General features: G+C 75.2%; 17 protein-coding genes. 11 read left to right on the forward strand and 6 right to left on the reverse strand.

Annotated features, from left to right (window positions below):
- Window positions 1-107: 107 nt before the first annotated feature.
- Window positions 108-2,066, reverse strand: coding sequence for a glycoside hydrolase family 5 protein (locus tag ACFV6D_RS22950; protein ID WP_380560972.1), 1,959 nt, complete (start codon window positions 2,064-2,066; stop codon window positions 108-110).
- 145 nt (window positions 2,067-2,211) lie between these two features.
- On the opposite strand from ACFV6D_RS22950, the gene ACFV6D_RS22955 reads away from it, so the two are divergent.
- From ACFV6D_RS22955 to ACFV6D_RS22965, 3 genes are read left to right on the forward strand one after another with little or no spacing between them, the layout of a single operon-like run.
- Window positions 2,212-2,736: a MarR family winged helix-turn-helix transcriptional regulator gene (locus tag ACFV6D_RS22955; RefSeq protein WP_079136105.1), complete on the forward strand. Its 525-nt coding sequence runs from the start codon at window positions 2,212-2,214 to the stop codon at window positions 2,734-2,736.
- A complete protein-coding gene (locus ACFV6D_RS22960; protein WP_363374483.1) occupies window positions 2,733-3,602 on the forward strand; it encodes an ATP-binding cassette domain-containing protein in 870 nt (289 codons plus the stop codon). Before ACFV6D_RS22955 ends, ACFV6D_RS22960 begins: the two co-directional genes overlap by 4 nt.
- Complete coding sequence (locus ACFV6D_RS22965; protein WP_380560973.1) at window positions 3,562-4,452, forward strand: ABC transporter permease; 891 nt, start codon at window positions 3,562-3,564, stop codon at window positions 4,450-4,452. The genes ACFV6D_RS22960 and ACFV6D_RS22965 overlap by 41 nt, the downstream gene beginning before the upstream one ends.
- A 45-nt stretch (window positions 4,453-4,497) precedes the next feature.
- Here ACFV6D_RS22965 and ACFV6D_RS22970 read toward each other — a convergent pair whose 3' ends face one another.
- On the reverse strand, window positions 4,498-5,268 hold the full coding sequence (locus tag ACFV6D_RS22970) for an alpha/beta hydrolase (protein WP_380560974.1): 771 nt from the start codon (window positions 5,266-5,268) through the stop codon (window positions 4,498-4,500).
- A gap of 200 nt (window positions 5,269-5,468) precedes the next feature.
- On the opposite strand from ACFV6D_RS22970, the gene ACFV6D_RS22975 reads away from it, so the two are divergent.
- Window positions 5,469-6,290: a hypothetical protein gene (locus ACFV6D_RS22975; protein WP_380375314.1), complete on the forward strand. Its 822-nt coding sequence runs from the start codon at window positions 5,469-5,471 to the stop codon at window positions 6,288-6,290.
- 38 nt (window positions 6,291-6,328) lie between these two features.
- Here the strand turns inward: ACFV6D_RS22975 and ACFV6D_RS22980 are convergent, their stop codons facing one another.
- Window positions 6,329-6,682: a DUF6401 family natural product biosynthesis protein gene (locus ACFV6D_RS22980; RefSeq protein ID WP_063350470.1), complete on the reverse strand. Its 354-nt coding sequence runs from the start codon at window positions 6,680-6,682 to the stop codon at window positions 6,329-6,331.
- Window positions 6,683-6,824: 142 nt separating this feature from the next.
- Between ACFV6D_RS22980 and ACFV6D_RS22985 the strand changes: the two genes are divergently transcribed.
- From ACFV6D_RS22985 to ACFV6D_RS23005, 5 genes are all read left to right on the forward strand, one after another.
- Window positions 6,825-7,751, forward strand: a complete 927-nt coding sequence (locus ACFV6D_RS22985) for an LLM class F420-dependent oxidoreductase (protein WP_063350471.1) — start codon at window positions 6,825-6,827, stop codon at window positions 7,749-7,751.
- Between the two features lie 77 nt (window positions 7,752-7,828).
- The gene (locus ACFV6D_RS22990) at window positions 7,829-8,539 is read left to right on the forward strand and encodes an AAA family ATPase (protein WP_380560975.1); all 711 of its coding nucleotides are present in this window, start codon (window positions 7,829-7,831) and stop codon (window positions 8,537-8,539) included.
- Between the two features lie 77 nt (window positions 8,540-8,616).
- A complete protein-coding gene (locus ACFV6D_RS22995; RefSeq protein WP_380560976.1) occupies window positions 8,617-9,621 on the forward strand; it encodes a zinc metalloprotease in 1,005 nt (334 codons plus the stop codon).
- A gap of 221 nt (window positions 9,622-9,842) precedes the next feature.
- Window positions 9,843-10,298 (forward strand): universal stress protein, encoded by a 456-nt coding sequence (locus ACFV6D_RS23000; protein ID WP_380375316.1) that lies wholly within the window; start codon window positions 9,843-9,845, stop codon window positions 10,296-10,298.
- Window positions 10,299-10,340: 42 nt separating this feature from the next.
- Entirely contained in the window at window positions 10,341-11,198 is an 858-nt protein-coding gene (locus tag ACFV6D_RS23005) for a DNA-formamidopyrimidine glycosylase family protein (RefSeq protein WP_380427714.1), read from the forward strand.
- Here ACFV6D_RS23005 and ACFV6D_RS23010 read toward each other — a convergent pair.
- On the reverse strand, window positions 11,146-11,781 hold the full coding sequence (locus ACFV6D_RS23010; RefSeq protein ID WP_380560977.1) for a uridine kinase: 636 nt from the start codon (window positions 11,779-11,781) through the stop codon (window positions 11,146-11,148). The two genes, ACFV6D_RS23005 and ACFV6D_RS23010, sit on opposite strands and share 53 nt — an antisense overlap.
- 56 nt (window positions 11,782-11,837) lie before the next feature.
- Window positions 11,838-13,136 carry a PQQ-binding-like beta-propeller repeat protein gene (locus ACFV6D_RS23015; RefSeq protein WP_380560978.1) on the reverse strand — a complete coding sequence of 433 codons (1,299 nt, stop codon included), beginning with the start codon at window positions 13,134-13,136 and terminating at the stop codon, window positions 11,838-11,840.
- A 150-nt stretch (window positions 13,137-13,286) separates the two neighbouring features.
- On the opposite strand from ACFV6D_RS23015, the gene ACFV6D_RS23020 reads away from it, so the two are divergent.
- Complete coding sequence (locus tag ACFV6D_RS23020) at window positions 13,287-13,853, forward strand: Uma2 family endonuclease (protein ID WP_063350478.1); 567 nt, start codon at window positions 13,287-13,289, stop codon at window positions 13,851-13,853.
- Window positions 13,854-13,865: 12 nt separating this feature from the next.
- Here the strand turns inward: ACFV6D_RS23020 and ACFV6D_RS23025 are convergent, their stop codons facing one another.
- Window positions 13,866-14,195 (reverse strand): DUF4326 domain-containing protein, encoded by a 330-nt coding sequence (locus tag ACFV6D_RS23025; RefSeq protein WP_063351637.1) that lies wholly within the window; start codon window positions 14,193-14,195, stop codon window positions 13,866-13,868.
- Window positions 14,196-14,288: 93 nt separating this feature from the next.
- On the opposite strand from ACFV6D_RS23025, the gene ACFV6D_RS23030 reads away from it, so the two are divergent.
- Window positions 14,289-16,862 (forward strand): SpoIIE family protein phosphatase, encoded by a 2,574-nt coding sequence (locus tag ACFV6D_RS23030; RefSeq protein WP_380560979.1) that lies wholly within the window; start codon window positions 14,289-14,291, stop codon window positions 16,860-16,862.
- Window positions 16,863-16,922 lie beyond the last annotated feature (60 nt).

A 16,922-nucleotide genomic window follows, 5' to 3' on the forward strand; every position in this document is an offset into this window, starting at 1 on the left:
CGCGCGGGGCCGAGGTGCGGGGCGGGGGGGGGGCCCCCCCCCGGGGCGCCCGCGCCCGGGCCGGGGGGGGGCCCCCCCGGGCGGCGGCCCCCCCGACAGCGGCGGTGTCAGGCCAGTGGGCGGCAGAGCAGCGCGTCCGGGACGCCGGCGTGCAGCCAGCGCCAGGTGAAGGCGACCCCCGCGACGTACTCGTTCGAGGCGCACTGCCCCTTGTAGGCCCCGGGCGCCCAGTCGCTGGCCGCCGAGTCGGCGCCGGTGGCGGCCGGGGGCCGGTTGTCGCCGTGGTCGAACCAGAGCACCCGGTCGGCCGCGGCGGGCGGCGCGGCCGCGGCCGGGGCGCAGAGCAGGGCGGCCATCGCGTCGGCGCGGACGCTGTAGCCGACCGCGAACCGGCCGTCCGGGCACTGGAGTTTGTTGTAGCCGGGCGCCCAGTCGCCGCCGGTGACGTAGCGCTCGTCCGTGACGGTCGTCCAGGCGTCCGCCCCGGTGGCGGGCTGCCCGGCGTCGGTGCACAGACCGCGGCCGTCACCGCGGCCGAGGCCGATCAGGCGCTGGCCGTCCGGGCAGTTCCCCTTGCGGTTGCCGCTGCTCCAGTCGGGCAGGGCCAGCATCCGCCGGGAGGTGTTCTGGTCGGTGTGGTCGAGGTCGAGCAGGTTCCAGCGGGCGGCGGCCGGCACCGGGCCGGTGTACCCGGGGGCGGCGACCAGCCGGTTCCAGTACGCGGCGCGCCAGTCGCCCGGGTCCTCGACGCTCAGCCGCCGGCCGGCCCGGTCGTAGTGGAGGAGCGCCCAACTGTCCTGCGGCACGCCGTCGTTGTGCCACCCGACCAGCGGCCAGACGGCGAAGTCGGTGTCGTGTTCGGCCAGGATCGCGGTGAAGCGGTCGAACCAGGCCTGCTCCTTGGCGTCGGTCGGGCCCCGCCCGCCCGCGCCGAACTCGCTGATCCAGACCGGGGCGGTGAAGTGCTGCCCGGCGCGGGTGACGAAGAGCGCCTCCTCGTCGACCACGGCGGCGAGTTGACTGGGCGTCAAGTCCTGGTAGCGGGGATCGCCGGTGGCGCCCGGACCGCTGCCCGCGCCGGTGTTGGCCGAGCCGGTGTACCCGTAGAAGTGCGCCGAGTAGACCAGTTTGCCCGAGTCGATCAGGGTGTGGGAGAGCGTGGCCACCGGCTTGAGCATCGGACGGCCGTGCGGCAGGCCCGCCAGCGGGACGCCCTGCCAGTTGATGCCCTCCATGATGATCAGCAGGTCGGGGTCGGCCTGGAGGATCCGGTTGCCCGCCTCCTCGAAGGCGGCGTACGCGTCGTGGCCGTCGCCCAGGCCCCAGTTGGGGTCGTCCCAGGTGTCGCGGCGGACCTCGTTGCGCAGGTCGGCGCCGACCACGCGCTTGTTGGCCCGGTACCGGTCCACCATGAACAGCCAGTCCTGCTCCCACGTCTCGGTGGACTGGCCGCTGTTCCACCGCTCGTTGCCGTCCAGGCCGCAGCAGAACCGGTACCCGGTGGTGTGGTTGTTGAGGATCACCGCGAACCCGTCGGCGGTGAGCGCGGCCACCACCGCGTCGTACACCTGCAGCGGGGTGCTGCCGCGCAGCCCGGGGTTGGCGGCGACGGCGGCGTCCGGGACGGCGGCGGTGTCCCGGATCATCGCGTCCGCGAACGGCAGTCGGACGCTGTTCAGTCCGAGGCTGTGGAAGCCCGCCATGATCTCGGACAGCGGCGCCCGGTCGAGACCGAGCGGCAGGTTGTACGAGACCTGGCCGGCCTGGTTGTTCGCCGGATCGGTGGTCGAGCCGCTGCCCTGCCATGTGCCCTGCGCGCCGGACCAGTTGCCGGACTTCAGCTTGAACCGGTCGCCCGACGCGTCGACGACGTACCGCCCCCGGGTGCTGAGCGGCCCCGCCCAGGAGGCCGCCAACTGCGCGCCGCTGAGCGGCACCGGGGCGGCGGTGGTGGCGCTTTCGGTGGCGATGACCGGGGCAGCGGTAGCGGCAGTGGCCAGCGGCACAACGAGCAACGCGGACAGCGCCGTTGCCACGGACAGCACGCGGAGCGCGAGTCTTCTCATGAGGGTTCCCAGCGGTGAGGGTGGGTGGGTGTCCGTACACGGTCACCCGGGATCCTGGCACAGCCGGGCCCCGCCCGGCAGTCCTCCGGTCCACCCCGTCCGCCCTCTGGACGAATACCTCTCACTGAGAGCTAAAATCGGAGGTATGAGTGCGACACCGGAAACGCTCACCCCCGCACCGGCCGTCGACCTTCCGACGACCCCCGATCCCGACGTGGCCGACGAACTCTCCGCCCTGCTGGTCGGCATCCAGCGCCTGGTCCGCCGCCGGCTGCGGCAGGGACTCACCGAGCCGAGGCTGCGCGGGGCCCAGATCGAACTGCTCCGCCTGGTGATGGACACCCCCGGGCTACGGGTGTCCGACGCGGCCGAGGAGCTGTGCCTCGCCGGAAACTCGGTCTCCACCCTGGTCAACCAGCTGGTCGCGTTGCGGCTGCTGCGCCGCGAGGTGGACCCGGCCGACCGCCGGGCGGCCCTGCTGTACGCCACCGACGAGGCTGTCGAACGCCTCGCGGTCTGGCGGGCCCGGCGCGCCGCGCTGGTGGGGGAGGTGGTGGCCGGGCTGCCCGCCGACTCCCGGGCGGCCCTGGCCGCCGCGGTGCCCGCGCTGCGCGAGGTGGCGACGGGCCTGCGCACCCGACCGGGCGAGCCGGGGGAGGAGGAGCGATGACGTTCCCGGAGAACGGCGGTGACGAGGCGGTGGTCTGCCGCGGCCTGGAGTACACCTTCCACCACGGGCGCGGGAAGGGCAGCAGCACCAAGGCCGTCGACGGTGTCGACCTGACCGTGCGCACCGGCGAGGTGTTCGGCCTGCTCGGCCCCAACGGCGCGGGCAAGACCACCACGATCCGGGCGATCACCACCCTGCTCCCGGTCCGCGCCGGCATGGTGCGGGTCTTCGGCCACGACCCCGCCCGGCAGCGGATGGAGGTCCGTCGGCTGCTCGGCTACGTGCCGCAGCAGCTCTCCGCGGACGGCGGGCTGACCGGTCGGGAGAACGTCGCGCTGTTCGCCCGCGTCTTCGACGTGCCGCACGGCGAGCGCCGCGAGCGGGTCGCCCAGGCGCTGGCCGCCGTCGGCCTCGCCGAGGCGGCCGACCGGATGGCCGGCACCTACTCCGGCGGCATGGTCCGCCGGCTGGAGCTCGCCCAGGCCCTGGTCAGCGCCCCGCGCCTGCTGGTGATGGACGAGCCCACCATCGGCCTGGACCCGATCGCCCGCACCGGCGTCTGGGAGTGCGTCGAGGCGGTCCGCCAGGCCACCGGGATGACGGTGCTGGTCACCACCCACTACATGGACGAGGCCGACCGCTACTGCGACCGGATCGCCCTGATGGACCGCGGCCGGATCCGCGCGCTCGGCACCACCGAGGAGCTGAAGACCGTGGTCCGCGCGCAGGATCCGCAGCTCGCCGACCCCAGTCTGGACGACGTGTTCCGCCACTTCGCGGGCCGCGAGCTGGCCCCCGGCGAGGCCCCGGAAGGAGAGTTCAGCGATGTCCGCCGTACCCGCCGCACCGCCTCCCGCGTCGGCTGAGCCCCCGGGCCCCGCCGCCACTGCCGCCGCGACCGCCGCCCGCCCCGACCTCGGCCTGCTGCTGGTCCCCCCGCGCGCCCGCACCGGCTGGCGGCTGGTGCCCGCCCGGACGCTGGCGATGTGCACCGTCGAGCTGCAGAAGCTGCGCCACGACCGCACCGAGCTCTACACCCGGGCCGTGCAGCCCGCGCTGTGGCTGCTGATCTTCGGGGAGACCTTCACCCGGCTGAAGGCCATCCCCACCGGCGGCATCCCCTACCTGGACTTCCTGGCCCCCGGGATCATCGCCCAGTCCGCCATGTTCATCGCGATCTTCTACGGCATCATGATCATCTGGGAGCGGGACTCCGGGGTGCTCACCAAACTGCTGGTCACCCCCACCCCGCGCGCCGCGCTGGTGACCGGCAAGGCCTTCGCCGCCGGGGTGAAGGCGGTGATCCAGGCCGTCGTCGTGGTGGTGATCGCCGCCCTGCTCGGAGTCGCGATGACCTGGAACCCGCTGCGGCTGCTCGGGGTCGTGGTCGCCGTGCTGCTCGGCTCGGCGTTCTTCTCCTGCCTCTCGATGACCATCGCCGGCATCGTGCTCACCCGCGACCGCCTGATGGGCATCGGCCAGGCGATCACCATGCCGCTCTTCTTCGGCTCCAACGCCCTCTACCCGGTGGACCTGATGCCGGGCTGGCTCCAGGTGGTCAGCCGGGCCAACCCGCTCAGCTACCAGGTCGACGCCCTGCGCGGCCTGCTGATCGGTACCCGCGCCCACCTCCCGCTCGACTTCGCCGTCCTGACCGTGGCCACCGTGCTCGGCATCACCGCGGCCTCCGCGCTCCTCGGCCGCCTGGCCCGCTGACGCCCGCGCCGCTGCGCCACCGCGCGGCCGCCGGCCCGTGCGGGGTCAGCCGCGCGGCTGGCGGGGCAGGGTGAGGGTGAGGGCCTCGGGGGAGGCGGGCGGAAGGGCGAGGGCGGAGACGGTCTCGGCGGGGAGCGGGCGCAGGCCGAGCAGGGCGGTGGCCAGGCGGGTGGTGGCCCGGTGCCAGTCGGGGATGCGCTGGAGCATGGCGTGGCCGCTGCCGGTGACGGTGTAGCCGCAGACGCGGGCGCCGGCGGCCCGGCTGCGGGCGGCGAAGGCCCGGGTCTCGGCGGGCGGGGTGACCTTGTCGCGGTCGCCGTGCAGCAGGAGCACGTCCCGTCCGGCCAGTTGCTCGCACGGGTCCTCGGCCGGGCACCAGGGGGCGAGGGCGACCAGGCCGGTGACGGCCGGGTGGCCGCCGGCCCGCAGGGCCGCGCGCCCGCCCATCGAGTGCCCGATCAGGACGGTCGGCACCTCGCCCAGCTCCCGGGCCAGCTCGTCGAGGGCGGCGAGGGCGTCCAGCGCGGCGTCGGCGCGCTGCCCGTTCCAGCCCCGGTGGCGGTAGCGGACGGTGCCGACGGCCACGTCGGCGCCGGCGGTGTCCTTGGCGAGGGAGCGCAGGAAGCCGCGCATCCGCAGCAGCGGCAGGTTGACCGGGCCGGGCCGGGCGAGGTTGTGCTCCTCGCCGCCGTGCAGCACCAGGACGGCGGCGCGCGGCGCCTCGGGCCGCACCCGCCAGCGCAGTGCCGGGTGCCCGGCGGTGCTGCCGGCCGTGCTGCCGGTCGTCGTGCCGCCGTCCACCCTGTCGCTGCTCACACCCGCACCGTCCTGTCCCGTCCCGCCCCCGTCCCGTGCCCTTGAACATCACTTTACGCGGGGCGTCTACGGGCCCGTTTCACCCGGGGGGAGCAGCCCGGGGACCAGGCGCGCGCGGGCCGGGCGGGGTGCTGCTATCCACGAAGGGTGGGGGGCCGCACGCGCCGCTCGTGGCGCCGTGTCACCGAGTGGAGGACTCCGTGGCTCAGCAGCTCGCACTCTCCGTGGACTTCGGATCGGGTTTCACCGACGCCTGGTCCAAGATCGCGAAATTCGTCCCGCAGTTCATCGCCTTCCTGGCGATCCTGGTCATCGGCTGGATCGTGGCGAAGGCGATCGCCAAGGTCCTGGACCGCGTGCTGCGCAAGGTCGGCTCGGAGCGGGTCGCCGAGCGGGCCGGGATGGCCCGCCACCTGAGCGGGTCGAACTACGACATGACCGGCATCATCTGCAAGATCGTCTACTACGCGATCCTGCTGATGGTGCTGCAGCTGGCGTTCGGCGTCTTCGGCCCGAACCCGATCAGCGTGATGATCCACAGCATCGTCGCCTGGCTGCCCCGGGGCATCGTGGCGGTCGCGATCGTGGTGGTCGCGATGGCCATCGCCAACGGCGTCCGCGACATCGTGCGCAACGCGCTCGCCGGCGCCTCGTACGGCCGGACGGTCGCCACGATCGTCTGGGCGTTCATCGTCGCGCTGGGCGTGATCGCGGCGCTCGGCCAGGCCGGGATCGCCACCGCGATCACCGGACCGGTGCTGATCGCGGTGCTCGCCACGATCGCCGGTGTGCTGGTGGTGGGTGTCGGCGGCGGCCTGATCCTGCCGATGCGCCAGCGCTGGGAGCGCTGGCTGGACCACGCCGAGCAGGAGAGCGCCAAACTGCGCGGCAGCGCCTACCAGGCGGGCCGGGCGGACGTGCTGGCCAACCAGCCGGCCCGGCCGACCACCCAGGCCGCCCCGGGCACCACCCCGCCGCCGCCCGGCATCGACCCGGGCCGCCCGGGTGACCAGCCGAGCTAGGGCGGGCGTGTCCTGGGTCGTAGCGACCCGCAGCGGGTTCAGGCCCGCAGCAGGCCCTGCTCGCGCACCAGCCAGCAGATCGCGGTCAGCCGGTGCACCGCGTAGTCGTACCCCACCGGTTCCCGCCAGCCGATCTCGGTGAGCGCGTCCAGGAAGCCGAGCGCGTAGTCCGACAGTTCCTCACGGTCCAGGGGCCGGGGCGCCAGCTCCGGCCCCTGCGCGTACAGCAGCTCGCGCAGCATCGCGACGTGCTGGTCGACCATCGCGACGAAGCCGGGCTCGAAGGCGAACTCGGACAGCCGGGGCGTGAACGCGGCGACGATGCCGGGCAGCGGGCAGCCGGCCGGATCGTCGGGGGAGCGCCGGAAGGACTCGTCGGGGGTGGCGAACATCCGTCCACCGTAGGCGAGCGGGTCGGCCGGACCGGCGGCTCGTGACGGTTCCGTGCTGAGACCTTGGCCACCTTCGGGAGCTTCGGCGGCTTGGCCGGTTCTCTGCACCGATCCACGGGTGGTCTGTACCAGAATGGTCCGCATGGATCTCCGCATCTTCACCGAACCGCAGCAGGGCGCGAGCTACGACACCCTCCTGACGGTCGCCCGGGCCGCCGAGGACCTGGGCGTCTTCAGTGCCTTCTTCCGCTCCGACCACTACCTGAAGATGGGCGACGTCGACGGCCTGCCCGGGCCGACCGACGCCTGGATCACCCTGGCCGGCCTCGCCCGCGACACCCGCACCATCCGCCTCGGCACCCTGATGACGGCCGCGACCTTCCGCCTGCCCGGCGTCACCGCGATCCAGGTCGCCCAGGTGGACGCGATGAGCGGCGGCCGGGTCGAGTTCGGCCTCGGCGCCGGCTGGTACGAGGCCGAGCACGCCGCCTACGGCATCCCCTTCCCGAAGGAGAAGTTCGGGCGGCTGGAGGAGCAGCTGGCGATCATCACCGGCCTGTGGAACACCAAGCTCGGCGACACCTTCGACTTCGCCGGCGAGTACTACACGCTGACCGGCTCGCCGGCCCTGCCCAAGCCGGCCCAGGACCGGATCCCGGTGCTGGTCGGCGGCCTCGGCCCGAAGCGGACCCCGGCGCTGGCCGCCCGCTTCGCCGACGAGTTCAACCTGCCGTTCGCCTCGGTGGAGGACAGCGCCGCCCAGTTCGGCCGGGTCAAGGCCGCCGTCGAGCAGGCCGGGCGCTCGGTCGGCGACCTGGTGTACTCCAACGCCCTGGTCGCCTGCGTCGGCCGCGACGACGCCGAGGTGGCCCGCCGGGCGGCCGTGATCGGCCGGGACGTGGACGAGCTGAAGGCCAACGGCCTGGCCGGCACCCCGGACGAGGTCGCCGAGAGGATCGGCCGGTACGCGGCCGTCGGCAGCGAGCGGGTCTACCTGCAGATCCTGGACCTGGACGACCTCGACCACCTGGAGCTCATCGCCTCCCGGGTCGCCCCCCAGCTCGGCTGACCCGCCCGCACGGCACGCCCTGATCCGGCACCGGCCGGCCGGGCCCGGCGATCACCGCTCTTTACTCGCTCTTGGGAATGCGTAATGCTCCAAGGGAGGGAACGGCGCGGGGAGGACCGGTGACCAGGACGAGAACGGCGGAGGCGGCGGCACCCCGGGGGCCGTCGCCTCCTGGACAGGGCCCCGCCGGCGCCCCGCAGGCCTTACGGGTGCAGCCCGGCCTGCACGACCTGCGGACCGGCCCCGCTCCGGTGGCGCTGCACTACCCCGCCGGCGACCTGCTGGTCGTCTCCGGGCTGCCCGGCAGCGGCAAGAGCACCCTGATGCGCCGCTGCGTGCGCGCCCCGCTGGTCGACTCCCAGCTGGTCCGCGAGGAGTACGCGGCCAGGCTGCCCGGCCGCCTCCCGTACGCCCTCTACCGCCCGCTGGCGCGGATCGCGCACTACCGGCGGCTGCGGCGCGCGGTGCTGGCCGGCGGGCCGCTCGCCGTCCACGACTGCGGATCGCTGTCCTGGGTGCGGCTCTGGCTGACCCGCACCGCCGCCCGGCAGGGCCGCCGGGTGCACCTGCTGCTGCTGGACGCCGAACCGGCCGAGGCACGGGAGGGCCAGCAGAGCCGGGGGCAGAGCGTCTCCCGCTACGCCTTCCTCCGGCACCGGGCCGCCGTCGACAGGCTGCGGCGCCGGCTCACCGGGGCCGGACGGGCGCCGGAGGGCTGTGCGTCGGCCGTGGTACTCGACCGGGCCGCCGCGCGCGCCCTGCGGGAGATCGTCTTCGCCGCGTCGTAGTCTCGGCGGGTCCGCGCCGAGCCGGGCGGGCCCGGGGCGCGGCCGACAATCCGCCAACTCCCTTGTCAGGAGCGCAGATGCGCCGTACTGCCCGGGTGCGCTCGCGTACCCCCCGTCTGTTCCCCTGGGCCGCCGTGCTGGTCGCGGCCGCCGGTCTCAGCCAGCTCGCCGCCCCGGCCCCGCACTCCGCCGCCGTGACCGCTGCGGCCGCCGTGACCGCGGCCTGTGCGGGGTCCGACGCCGACGCCGTCGATGCCGTCGCCGTCGATGCCGCCGCCCGCAAGCCGGCCGGCAGTCAGGCCGGGCAGGACCCGAACGCCGTCACCGCCGCCGAGGCCCGGGCGATGCAGGCGGACCTCGACGACCGGCTCGCCCAGCTCTCCTCCGCGCACGCCCGGGTCGGCGCCCCGACGACGGTGCCGGTCTTCGTCCACGTGATCCACGCCGGTGACGCCGGCCGGCTCGACGGGGGCGTCGTCGCCGCCCAGATCGACCACCTCAACGCGACCTACGGCGGCCAGGGCGACGGCAACACCCCCAGCCCGTTCCACTTCGAGCTGGCCGGCACCGACTACACCGACAACGCCTCCTGGTACGACGGCATGACCCCCGGCTCCGGGACCGAGACGGGGATGAAGAACGCGCTGCGCAAGGGCGACGCGGGCACCCTCAACCTCTACACCGCCAAGCTCGGCCAGTCCCTGCTCGGTTGGTCGACCTTCCCGGGCGCCTACCGCTCGAACCCCGCCGACGACGGCGTGGTCGTCCTCGACGCCTCCCTGCCGGGCGGCGCCGCCGCCCACTACAACGAGGGCAGCAGCGCCACCCACGAGATCGGCCACTGGCTCGGCCTCTTCCACACCTTCCAGGGCGGCTGCCTGCCCCCGGGCGACTACGTGGACGACACCCCGCCCGAGCGCACCCCCGCCTACGGCTGCCCCGAGGGCCGCCGCACCTGCACCGGGCCCGGCCTGGACCCGATCCACAACTTCATGGACTACAGCTACGACTCCTGCATGAGCCAGTTCACCCCCGGCCAGGTCCAGCGGATGGCCGACTCCTGGGCCGCTTACCGGAGTTGAGTCGTCGGGGCTGGTCCGATACCCGGGCATCCTCGCAGAACCGCAGAACCGCAGAACCGCAGAACCGCAGAACCGCAGAACCGCAGATCGGCCAGGCCATGCGCCATCGATCTGAATGCAAAACGCCGATCACGGCGTGGCAAATGCCGACCACACGCCCGATTTGATCTATGTTCGGGGTGTCGGGACCGAGCAGGAACTGAGCGCCAAGGAGTAACGCCATGAGTGCCAACCCCCGGATCGTCGTCGGCGTGGACGGCTCGCCCGCCTCGGAGCAGGCGCTGCGCTGGGCGGTCGACTACGCGCGAGCCGTCGGCGGGACCATCACCGCGATCGCCGCCTGGGAGTACCCGGCGTTCTACGGCTGGGCCGCGCCGAGCGTGCCGTCCGCCGAGGTCTTCAACCCCGAGGAACTGGCCGGCAAGACCCTCTCCGACACCGTTGTCAGGGTCGTCGGCGACGACCCGGGCGTGCGGATCAGTGAGAGCGTGATGCCCGGCAACGCCGCCCAGGCCCTGCTGGAGGCCGCCAGGGGCGCCGCGCTGCTCGTCGTCGGCAGCCGCGGCCTCGGCGGCTTCTCCGGCGTGCTGCTCGGCTCGGTCAGCCGCCACCTCACCGAGCACGCGCCCTGCCCGGTTGTCGTCGTCCGAGAGGGCCAGGTGGCCGAGGGCGAGTAGCGCGCCGCCCCGCCGGGCCGCCGCGCGGTGGAGGATGGAGACATGCCAGAAGGTGACTCCGTCTACCGCGCGGCGGCCCGGCTGCACGAGGCCCTCGCCGGGCAGGTGCTGACCAGCGCCGACCTGCGGGTGCCCGCGCACGCCACCGCCGTACTCGCCGGCCGCCGGGTGCTGGAGGTCGCCCCGCGCGGCAAGCACCTGCTCACCCGCCTCGAAGGCGGCCTCACCCTGCACACCCATTTGCGGATGGACGGCCGCTGGGAGGTCTACCGGCCCGGCGAGCGCTGGTCCGGCGGCCCCGCCTGGCAGATCCGCGCCGTCCTCGGCACCGAGCGGGGCACCGCCGTCGGCTACCGGCTGCCCGTCGTCGACCTGCTGCGCACCGCCGACGAGCAACGCGCCGTCGGCCACCTCGGCCCCGACCTGCTCGGCCCCGACTGGGACCCGGTGGAGGCCGTCCGCCGGCTGCTCGCCCACCCCGGCCGCCCGCTCGCCGAGGCGCTGCTCGACCAGCGCAACCTCGCCGGCATCGGCAACGTCTACGCCGCCGAACTCTGCTACCTGGCCGGCGTCACCCCGTGGACCGAGGTGGGCCAACTCCCGCGCCCCGACCGGCTGGTGGAGCGGGCCCGGGAGCTCCTCGACGCCAACCGGCTGCGCCCCGGACACGTCACCACCGGCGACACCCGGCGCGGCCACCAGCACTGGGTCTACGGCCGGGCCGGCCGCCCCTGCCCGCGCTGCGGCACCCTCGTCCGGACCGCCCGCCAGGGCGCGCCCCCGCAGGACCGGGTGGCGTACTGGTGCCCCTACTGCCAGCGCGGCCCGGCCCCGGCCGGTACGGGCGTCAGCTCCGCTCGACCAGGGCCGGGTGACGAGGGTCGTCCACCCGGACGGTGACGTCGGCGGCCTCGGTCGGGCCGGTCTCCGCCTCGTAGCGGGCGAAGGCGGGCAGCGTCCACTGCTGGTCGGCGGGCGTGCGGCGGGCCAGGGCGGTCGGGGTGAGCGCGAGGTGGACGGCCAGCTCCAGCGGCAGCCAGCGGCCGAGCAGCAGCGCGCCGTCCAGCAACAGCACGCCGCCGGGCGGCAGTTCGGCGTACGGGGCGCGGGTCGAGCGGTCCGTCGCCGGGTCGCGCAGCGAGGGCAGGACGCGGCCGCTGGCGCCGGGCTCCAGCGGGTCCAGCACCTCGCGCAGCAGGGCGCCGTCGTCCAGCCAGAGGTCGTGGAAGGCGTCCGCGTCCTGGTGGCCGTACTCCAGCCGGATCGAGGCCGGGCGCAGGAAGCCCGCCGCCGACACCCGCAGCGCGGGGCGGCCGCGCAGCCGCAGCGGCTCCACCAGGGCGTCGGCGAGCAGGTCGGGGCGGGCGGCGGGCGCGCCGTCCACCGCGACCCGCAGCCACCGGCCGCCGGGGTCGGACAGCGCGACGATGCGGTCGGCGAGCATTTCGGCCAGCCGGTCGGGGGAGATCGGGTGTACCTGCATCGGGCCATCCTGTCGTGCCGTCGTGCCGTGGTGGCTGTGGTGCCGGGCGGTCAGGGTCAGGTGAGCGGGAGGGCGTGCAGGACGTCGTCGTGGCCGGCGTAGAGGTGGTTCGCGTCGACGGCGAGCGACCAGACGTCCTTGCCGGGGCCCGAGTCGAGGAACGTCCAGCGCGGTGTGCCGCTCGCGGTGTCGATCGCGCACACCCCGGCGGCCGCCGGTCCGGGGACGAACAGCGTGCCGCCGGCCACCAGCGGATGGCTGCGGCGGTCCAGCAGGAACGGCAGCCGGTAGGACCACTGCAGTGCGCCGGTGACCGCGTCGTGCCCGGTGACCAGGCCGTTGTCGCGGGCCAGGTAGACCCGCGGGCCGTCGGAGACCGCGGGCATCGCCCGCCACGACTCGCCCCGGCCGGGGGAGACCGTCCAGGCCGGCTCGCCGCCGGGGCGCAGCGCGCGGACGCCGCCGGCCCCGTCGGGGACGTAGACGTGCACCGGACCGCCGACGCACCAGCCCAGGTCCCCGGCGCCGGGGGCCGTCCACAGCTCCCGGCCGTCGGCGGTGTCCCGGACCACCAGCTCGCTGCCGTTGCCCAGGTTGCGCAGGCACGGGAGGCGGCCGCCGGGCGCGGTGACCGGGGTGAACGGCTGCTCGTTGCGGTCGGTGGGGAGGTGCCACAGCATCGAGTGGTCCGCGACCCGGACGGCGAAGAGCCGGCCGTCCGGCGTCGAGCTCTCCCGCGACCAGTCCCAGACGTAGCCGTACAGGGTGCCGTCGTCGAAGCCGGACAGCTGGACGGAGCCTTGCAGGTCGTCGGGCAGCGGCAGGCTCCAGTCGGCGGCGGGGTCGCCGAGGTGGCGGGCGTCCAGGTGGCCAGGGGAGGTGGTGAAGAGCCGGTCCGGCCCGAGCACCACCTTGCCCAGCACCTCCAGGTCGCTCGGCCAGTTCCCGCGCGGCGGGTCGATGGTGAGCAGCCGCGCCGCCTCGCCGGTGGCCGGGTCCAGGACCTGGAGCCCGGCCCGGGACAGGAACACCGGCCGGGTCGGCGGGCCGGTCAGCCGCTCCGGGGTCATCGCCTCCGGCCCCCGGTACGTCCACAGCGGGGTCGGCCCGGACAGCGCGGTCGGCTTCGGCTGCGGCGGCGGAGCCGGCTGGTCCGCACCCGAACGGCCGAACGCCCACACCGCCGCGCCCGCCGCCAGCGCCCCGGCCCCCGCCAGCAGCCCGCGCCGGCTCAGCCGCGGCCCGTCCCCGCCCCCGCCGACCACGTCCGCGGGCTCCCCCGCGGCGCCGTCCGCCTCCCCGTCCCACTGCCACGACGTCTCGCGCACGGGCCCCTCGGACGACGGCGACTGCATACCGGCTCCCACCTCCCCCGCGGCGCCCCACGCGCCACCACTCGCCCGGAGGATATCGAACAGCCCCCGAACCACCCGAAACCCCGACCGGCGGCGTACTAGGCTGAGGCACAGCACAGGCCCGCCCAGCAGCCCCGGGGGAGGTACGGCGTGACGGCCGAGATGATCGCACCCGAGTGGATGCACCGGCAGATCAGCAGCGAGCAGTACGACTCCTGGACCGTGGAGCAGTGCGCGGGCATCGAGATCGTCGACGGGATGGTGGTCGTGAGCCCGAGCGCCTCCAAACGGCACAACCGGCTCGCACGGTTCCTGGCGAACGCCCTGGACGCGGCCGGCGGCGCCGAGTGGAACGCCGACACGGACTTCGACGTCAGGCTCCAGGACGTGCCGCTGAACAACCGCCGCCCGGACGTGGTGGTCTACCGGGCGGACACGATCGACGAGTCGCCCACCAGACCCGCGGACGTGCTGCTGCTCGTCGAGGTCGTCTCACCGGGTTCGGAGACCACCGACCGGGTGGTCAAGCTGGACCAGTACGCCAAGGCGGGCATCCCGTTCTACTGGCGGGTCGAGCAGGTCGCCGACGGCGTCCCGATCGTCCATACCTACGTGCTGGACGCGGCGAGCCGTTCGTACCGGGCGGGCGAGTTGTTCACCGGCCGGGTCAAGGCCGTGGTGCCGTACGCGGTGGAGGCCGACCTCTCCGGGCTGTGAGGCGCCCGCCCGTCAGTGCTGCGGGGGGTGGTCGGCGAGGTCGGCGAGGACGTCGGCGTGGCAGGGGAGCGGGGCGCACCAGCAGCCGAGGCGGTGGCCGCGCAGGGGCGGGACGAGGGCGAGCAGGTCGGGGCGGGCGAGGAGGTAGGCGCGGTAGTCGGCGACCATCTGCTCGCGGGTGAGGTCGGGGCCGGGGCGGTAGGGGCAGTGCAGCGGGGACTCGGACAGGTGCCAGCCGCCGCGGTGCATGGCGCGGCCGACGTAGACGACGTCGGCGCAGGAGGGGTCGTCGCGGTGGCCCTTGAGGTTGACCACGGTGGTGCGGCCGGAGGTGGTCGGCATGCCGTCCATGCTGGCGCAACCGGGGCCGACGGGCATCCGGGGCCGCGGGGGGCTCGCCTTGACACGCCCCGGGGCCCGGCGTAGCAAAAGAGCATGCGCCATCCGCACGCGGGCGGCCGTGACCGGGCGGCGCCGCCCGGCCCGCACCGGCCGCAGGAGCTTGACGCCGCCCCGGCGGCGGTCGAGCGGGACGACCTGCTGGCGGGCGCCGTCCGCCGGGCGCTCGGCGGCACCGGGGCGTACGGGGCGATGGTGTACCTGCGCTCGCGGGACGGCCGCTCGCTGGTGCTCTGCACGATCGCGGGCGTACCGCTGTCGATCATGAGCCCGTTCCGGCGGATCGCCGCCGCCGGCCCGCTGCCCGTCGCCGTCAGCTTCCGCACCGGGCGGACCATCACCCTCGCCGACACCGAGGACACCATGCGGCGCTTCCCGCAGCTCGCCGTCGGCATGCCGTACGACTACGCCTCCGCCTGCGTGCCGGTGGCGGGCGGCAAGGAGCGGTTCGGGGTGCTCAGCGTGTTCTGGCCGGCCTCCGACGACGGCGTCCCGGAGGACGCCCAGCCGCGGCTGGCGGAGGTGGCCGGGCGGCTGGCCGCCGGGCTGGCGGGCCTGGCGGCGGCCGGGCACCCCGTGGAGCCGGGCGGCGACGCGGCCGTGGTCGAGCTGCCGCCGCCGTCCGCGCCGACCTGCCGGGTCGGGATGTTCGACTGGAACGTCGCCACCGGGGCGCTGGCCGCCGACGAGCAGTTCCTCGCGATCTTCGGCCTCGCACCCGACGAGTTCGACGGCACGGCGGCCGCCCTCGGCAGCCGGATCGCCCCCGGTGACCTGCCCGAGTTCCGGGCCGCCGCCCGGACCGCCCTGGCCCTGGGCGAGGTGCTGGCGGCCAGGGTCCGGGTGCTCGGGCCGGACGGCCACCCGTACCCGGTGGAGCTCTGGGCGCGGGTGCCCTCGGCGATCTCGGCGGACGGCCGCACCCATCTGGTCGGCGCCGTGCTGGACGCCCGCACCCTCACCGCGGCCGCGGCCGCCGTCGAGCGACTGCGCGAGGGCGTCTTCTCACTCGACCCGGACGGCCGGGTCGGCTACGCCAACCGCGCCACCGAGTCACTGCTCCAGGCGCGCCGCGAGGACCTGGTCGGCCACCACCTGTGGGACGTGCTGCCCTGGCTCGCCGACCCCTTCTTCGAGAACCGCTACCGGGCCGCCCTGCTCTCCCAGCAGCCCACCGCCTTCCTGGCCGCCCGCCCGCCGGACGGCTGGCTCGCCTTCTCGCTCTACCCCGACACGCACGGCGTCACCGGCCGGGTGGTGGCCGCCGAAGCCCCGCCGGGCGCCGCCGAACCGCGGGCCGCGCCCCCGCCGCCCGCGGCCCGCGGCGCCACCCGGACCGACGCCCCCGCCGGCATCGGCGGCACCTACCACCTGCTCCAGCTCGCCAGCGCGCTCACCGAGGCCGTCAGCGTGCGCGAGGTCTGCCGGGCCGTGGCCGAGGAGATCCTGCCGGCCTTCGGCGGCCAGGAGCTCGCCATCTACGGGGTGCGCGACAAGAACCTGCACCTGATCTCGCAGACCGGCTACCCGGACGGCTTCCTGGACGGCTTCGAGGGCACCCCCGTCGCCGCCCGCATCCCCGGCGCGGAGACGCTCAGCACCGGCACCCCGATCTTCTTCGAATCGGTCCGCGAACTCGCCGCCGCCTACCCCGGCATCGCGCTCGACGAGATGGGCGCCTGGGCCTTCCTGCCGCTGATCGCCTCCGGCCACCCCGTCGGCAGCTGCATCCTCGGCTTCGACCGGCCGCGCCCGTTCACCGCCGAGGACCGCGGCCTGCTCACCGCCCTCGGCGGCTTCATCGCCCAGGCCCTGGAACGGGCCCGGCTGTACGACGCCGAGTTCACCCTGGCCCGCGGCCTCCAGCAGGCGCTGCTGCCGCACCGCCTCCCGGACGTGCCCGGCATCCGGATCGCCGCCCGCTACCTGCCCGGCACCCAGGGCATGGAGATCGGCGGCGACTGGTACGACGCGATCGTCACCGGCGGGGACGTCACCCTGGTGATCGGCGACGTCGAGGGCCACAGCGTCGGCGCGGCCGCCACCATGGGCCAGCTGCGCAGCGCCGTCCGCGCCTTCGCCACCGGTGGCGACCCGCCCGACCAGGTGCTCGCCCGCACCAACCGGCTCCTCCTCGACCTCGACCCCGGACTGCTCGCCAGCTGCTGCCTCGTCCGCCTCACCCCCGCCGACGGCCGCGCCCGGATCGCCCGGGCCGGGCACCTGCCGCCGGTGCTGCGCTTCCCGGACGGGTGGGCCGAGGCGCTGTACGTGCCGGGCGGGCCGCTGCTGGGCGTGGAGGACCTGGCCGAGTACCCGGTCAGCGAGCTGCGCCTGGCGCCCGGCACGGTGGTCGCGCTGTACACGGACGGGCTGGTGGAGGATCCGGCGGTGGCGATCGACCAGGGGGTGGACCTGCTGCGGGCCGCGCTCGGGCGCGGCGAGGAGCAGGGGCCGGACGGCCTGGAGCTGCTGGCGGAACGGATCCTGCGCGAGGTCGGCTCCTCGCACCGGGTGGACGACGTGGCGCTGCTGCTCACGGCCTTCGACGAGGACGTGCCCACGGGTGCGTCCACGGAGGTGCCGAGGGAGGTGCCCCGAACGCCGTGAGCGGCGACTTTCGTCGGGGGCGGGGGCGACGAACGGTGGCGGCGGACGGGTGGCGCGGCC

Origin of the sequence: Kitasatospora sp. NPDC059812, from assembly GCF_042732075.1 — a bacterium.
Lineage (GTDB): Bacteria > Actinomycetota > Actinomycetes > Streptomycetales > Streptomycetaceae > Kitasatospora.

Excerpts from the sequence above, each read along its gene's own strand:
- ACFV6D_RS22950 (WP_380560972.1), bottom strand. The coding sequence starts at position 2,066 with ATGAGAAGACTCGCGCTCCGCGTGCTGTCCGTGGCAACGGCGCTGTCC.
- ACFV6D_RS22955 (WP_079136105.1), top strand. The coding sequence starts at position 2,212 with ATGAGTGCGACACCGGAAACGCTCACCCCCGCACCGGCCGTCGACCTT.
- ACFV6D_RS22960 (WP_363374483.1), top strand. The coding sequence starts at position 2,733 with ATGACGTTCCCGGAGAACGGCGGTGACGAGGCGGTGGTCTGCCGCGGC.
- ACFV6D_RS22965 (WP_380560973.1), top strand. The coding sequence starts at position 3,562 with ATGTCCGCCGTACCCGCCGCACCGCCTCCCGCGTCGGCTGAGCCCCCG.
- ACFV6D_RS22980 (WP_063350470.1), bottom strand. The coding sequence starts at position 6,682 with ATGTTCGCCACCCCCGACGAGTCCTTCCGGCGCTCCCCCGACGATCCG.
- ACFV6D_RS22985 (WP_063350471.1), top strand. The coding sequence starts at position 6,825 with ATGGATCTCCGCATCTTCACCGAACCGCAGCAGGGCGCGAGCTACGAC.
- ACFV6D_RS22990 (WP_380560975.1), top strand. The coding sequence starts at position 7,829 with ATGCGTAATGCTCCAAGGGAGGGAACGGCGCGGGGAGGACCGGTGACC.
- ACFV6D_RS22995 (WP_380560976.1), top strand. The coding sequence starts at position 8,617 with ATGCGCCGTACTGCCCGGGTGCGCTCGCGTACCCCCCGTCTGTTCCCC.
- ACFV6D_RS23000 (WP_380375316.1), top strand. The coding sequence starts at position 9,843 with ATGAGTGCCAACCCCCGGATCGTCGTCGGCGTGGACGGCTCGCCCGCC.
- ACFV6D_RS23005 (WP_380427714.1), top strand. The coding sequence starts at position 10,341 with ATGCCAGAAGGTGACTCCGTCTACCGCGCGGCGGCCCGGCTGCACGAG.
- ACFV6D_RS23010 (WP_380560977.1), bottom strand. The coding sequence starts at position 11,781 with ATGCAGGTACACCCGATCTCCCCCGACCGGCTGGCCGAAATGCTCGCC.
- ACFV6D_RS23015 (WP_380560978.1), bottom strand. The coding sequence starts at position 13,136 with ATGCAGTCGCCGTCGTCCGAGGGGCCCGTGCGCGAGACGTCGTGGCAG.
- ACFV6D_RS23025 (WP_063351637.1), bottom strand. The coding sequence starts at position 14,195 with ATGCCGACCACCTCCGGCCGCACCACCGTGGTCAACCTCAAGGGCCAC.
- ACFV6D_RS23030 (WP_380560979.1), top strand. The coding sequence starts at position 14,289 with ATGCGCCATCCGCACGCGGGCGGCCGTGACCGGGCGGCGCCGCCCGGC.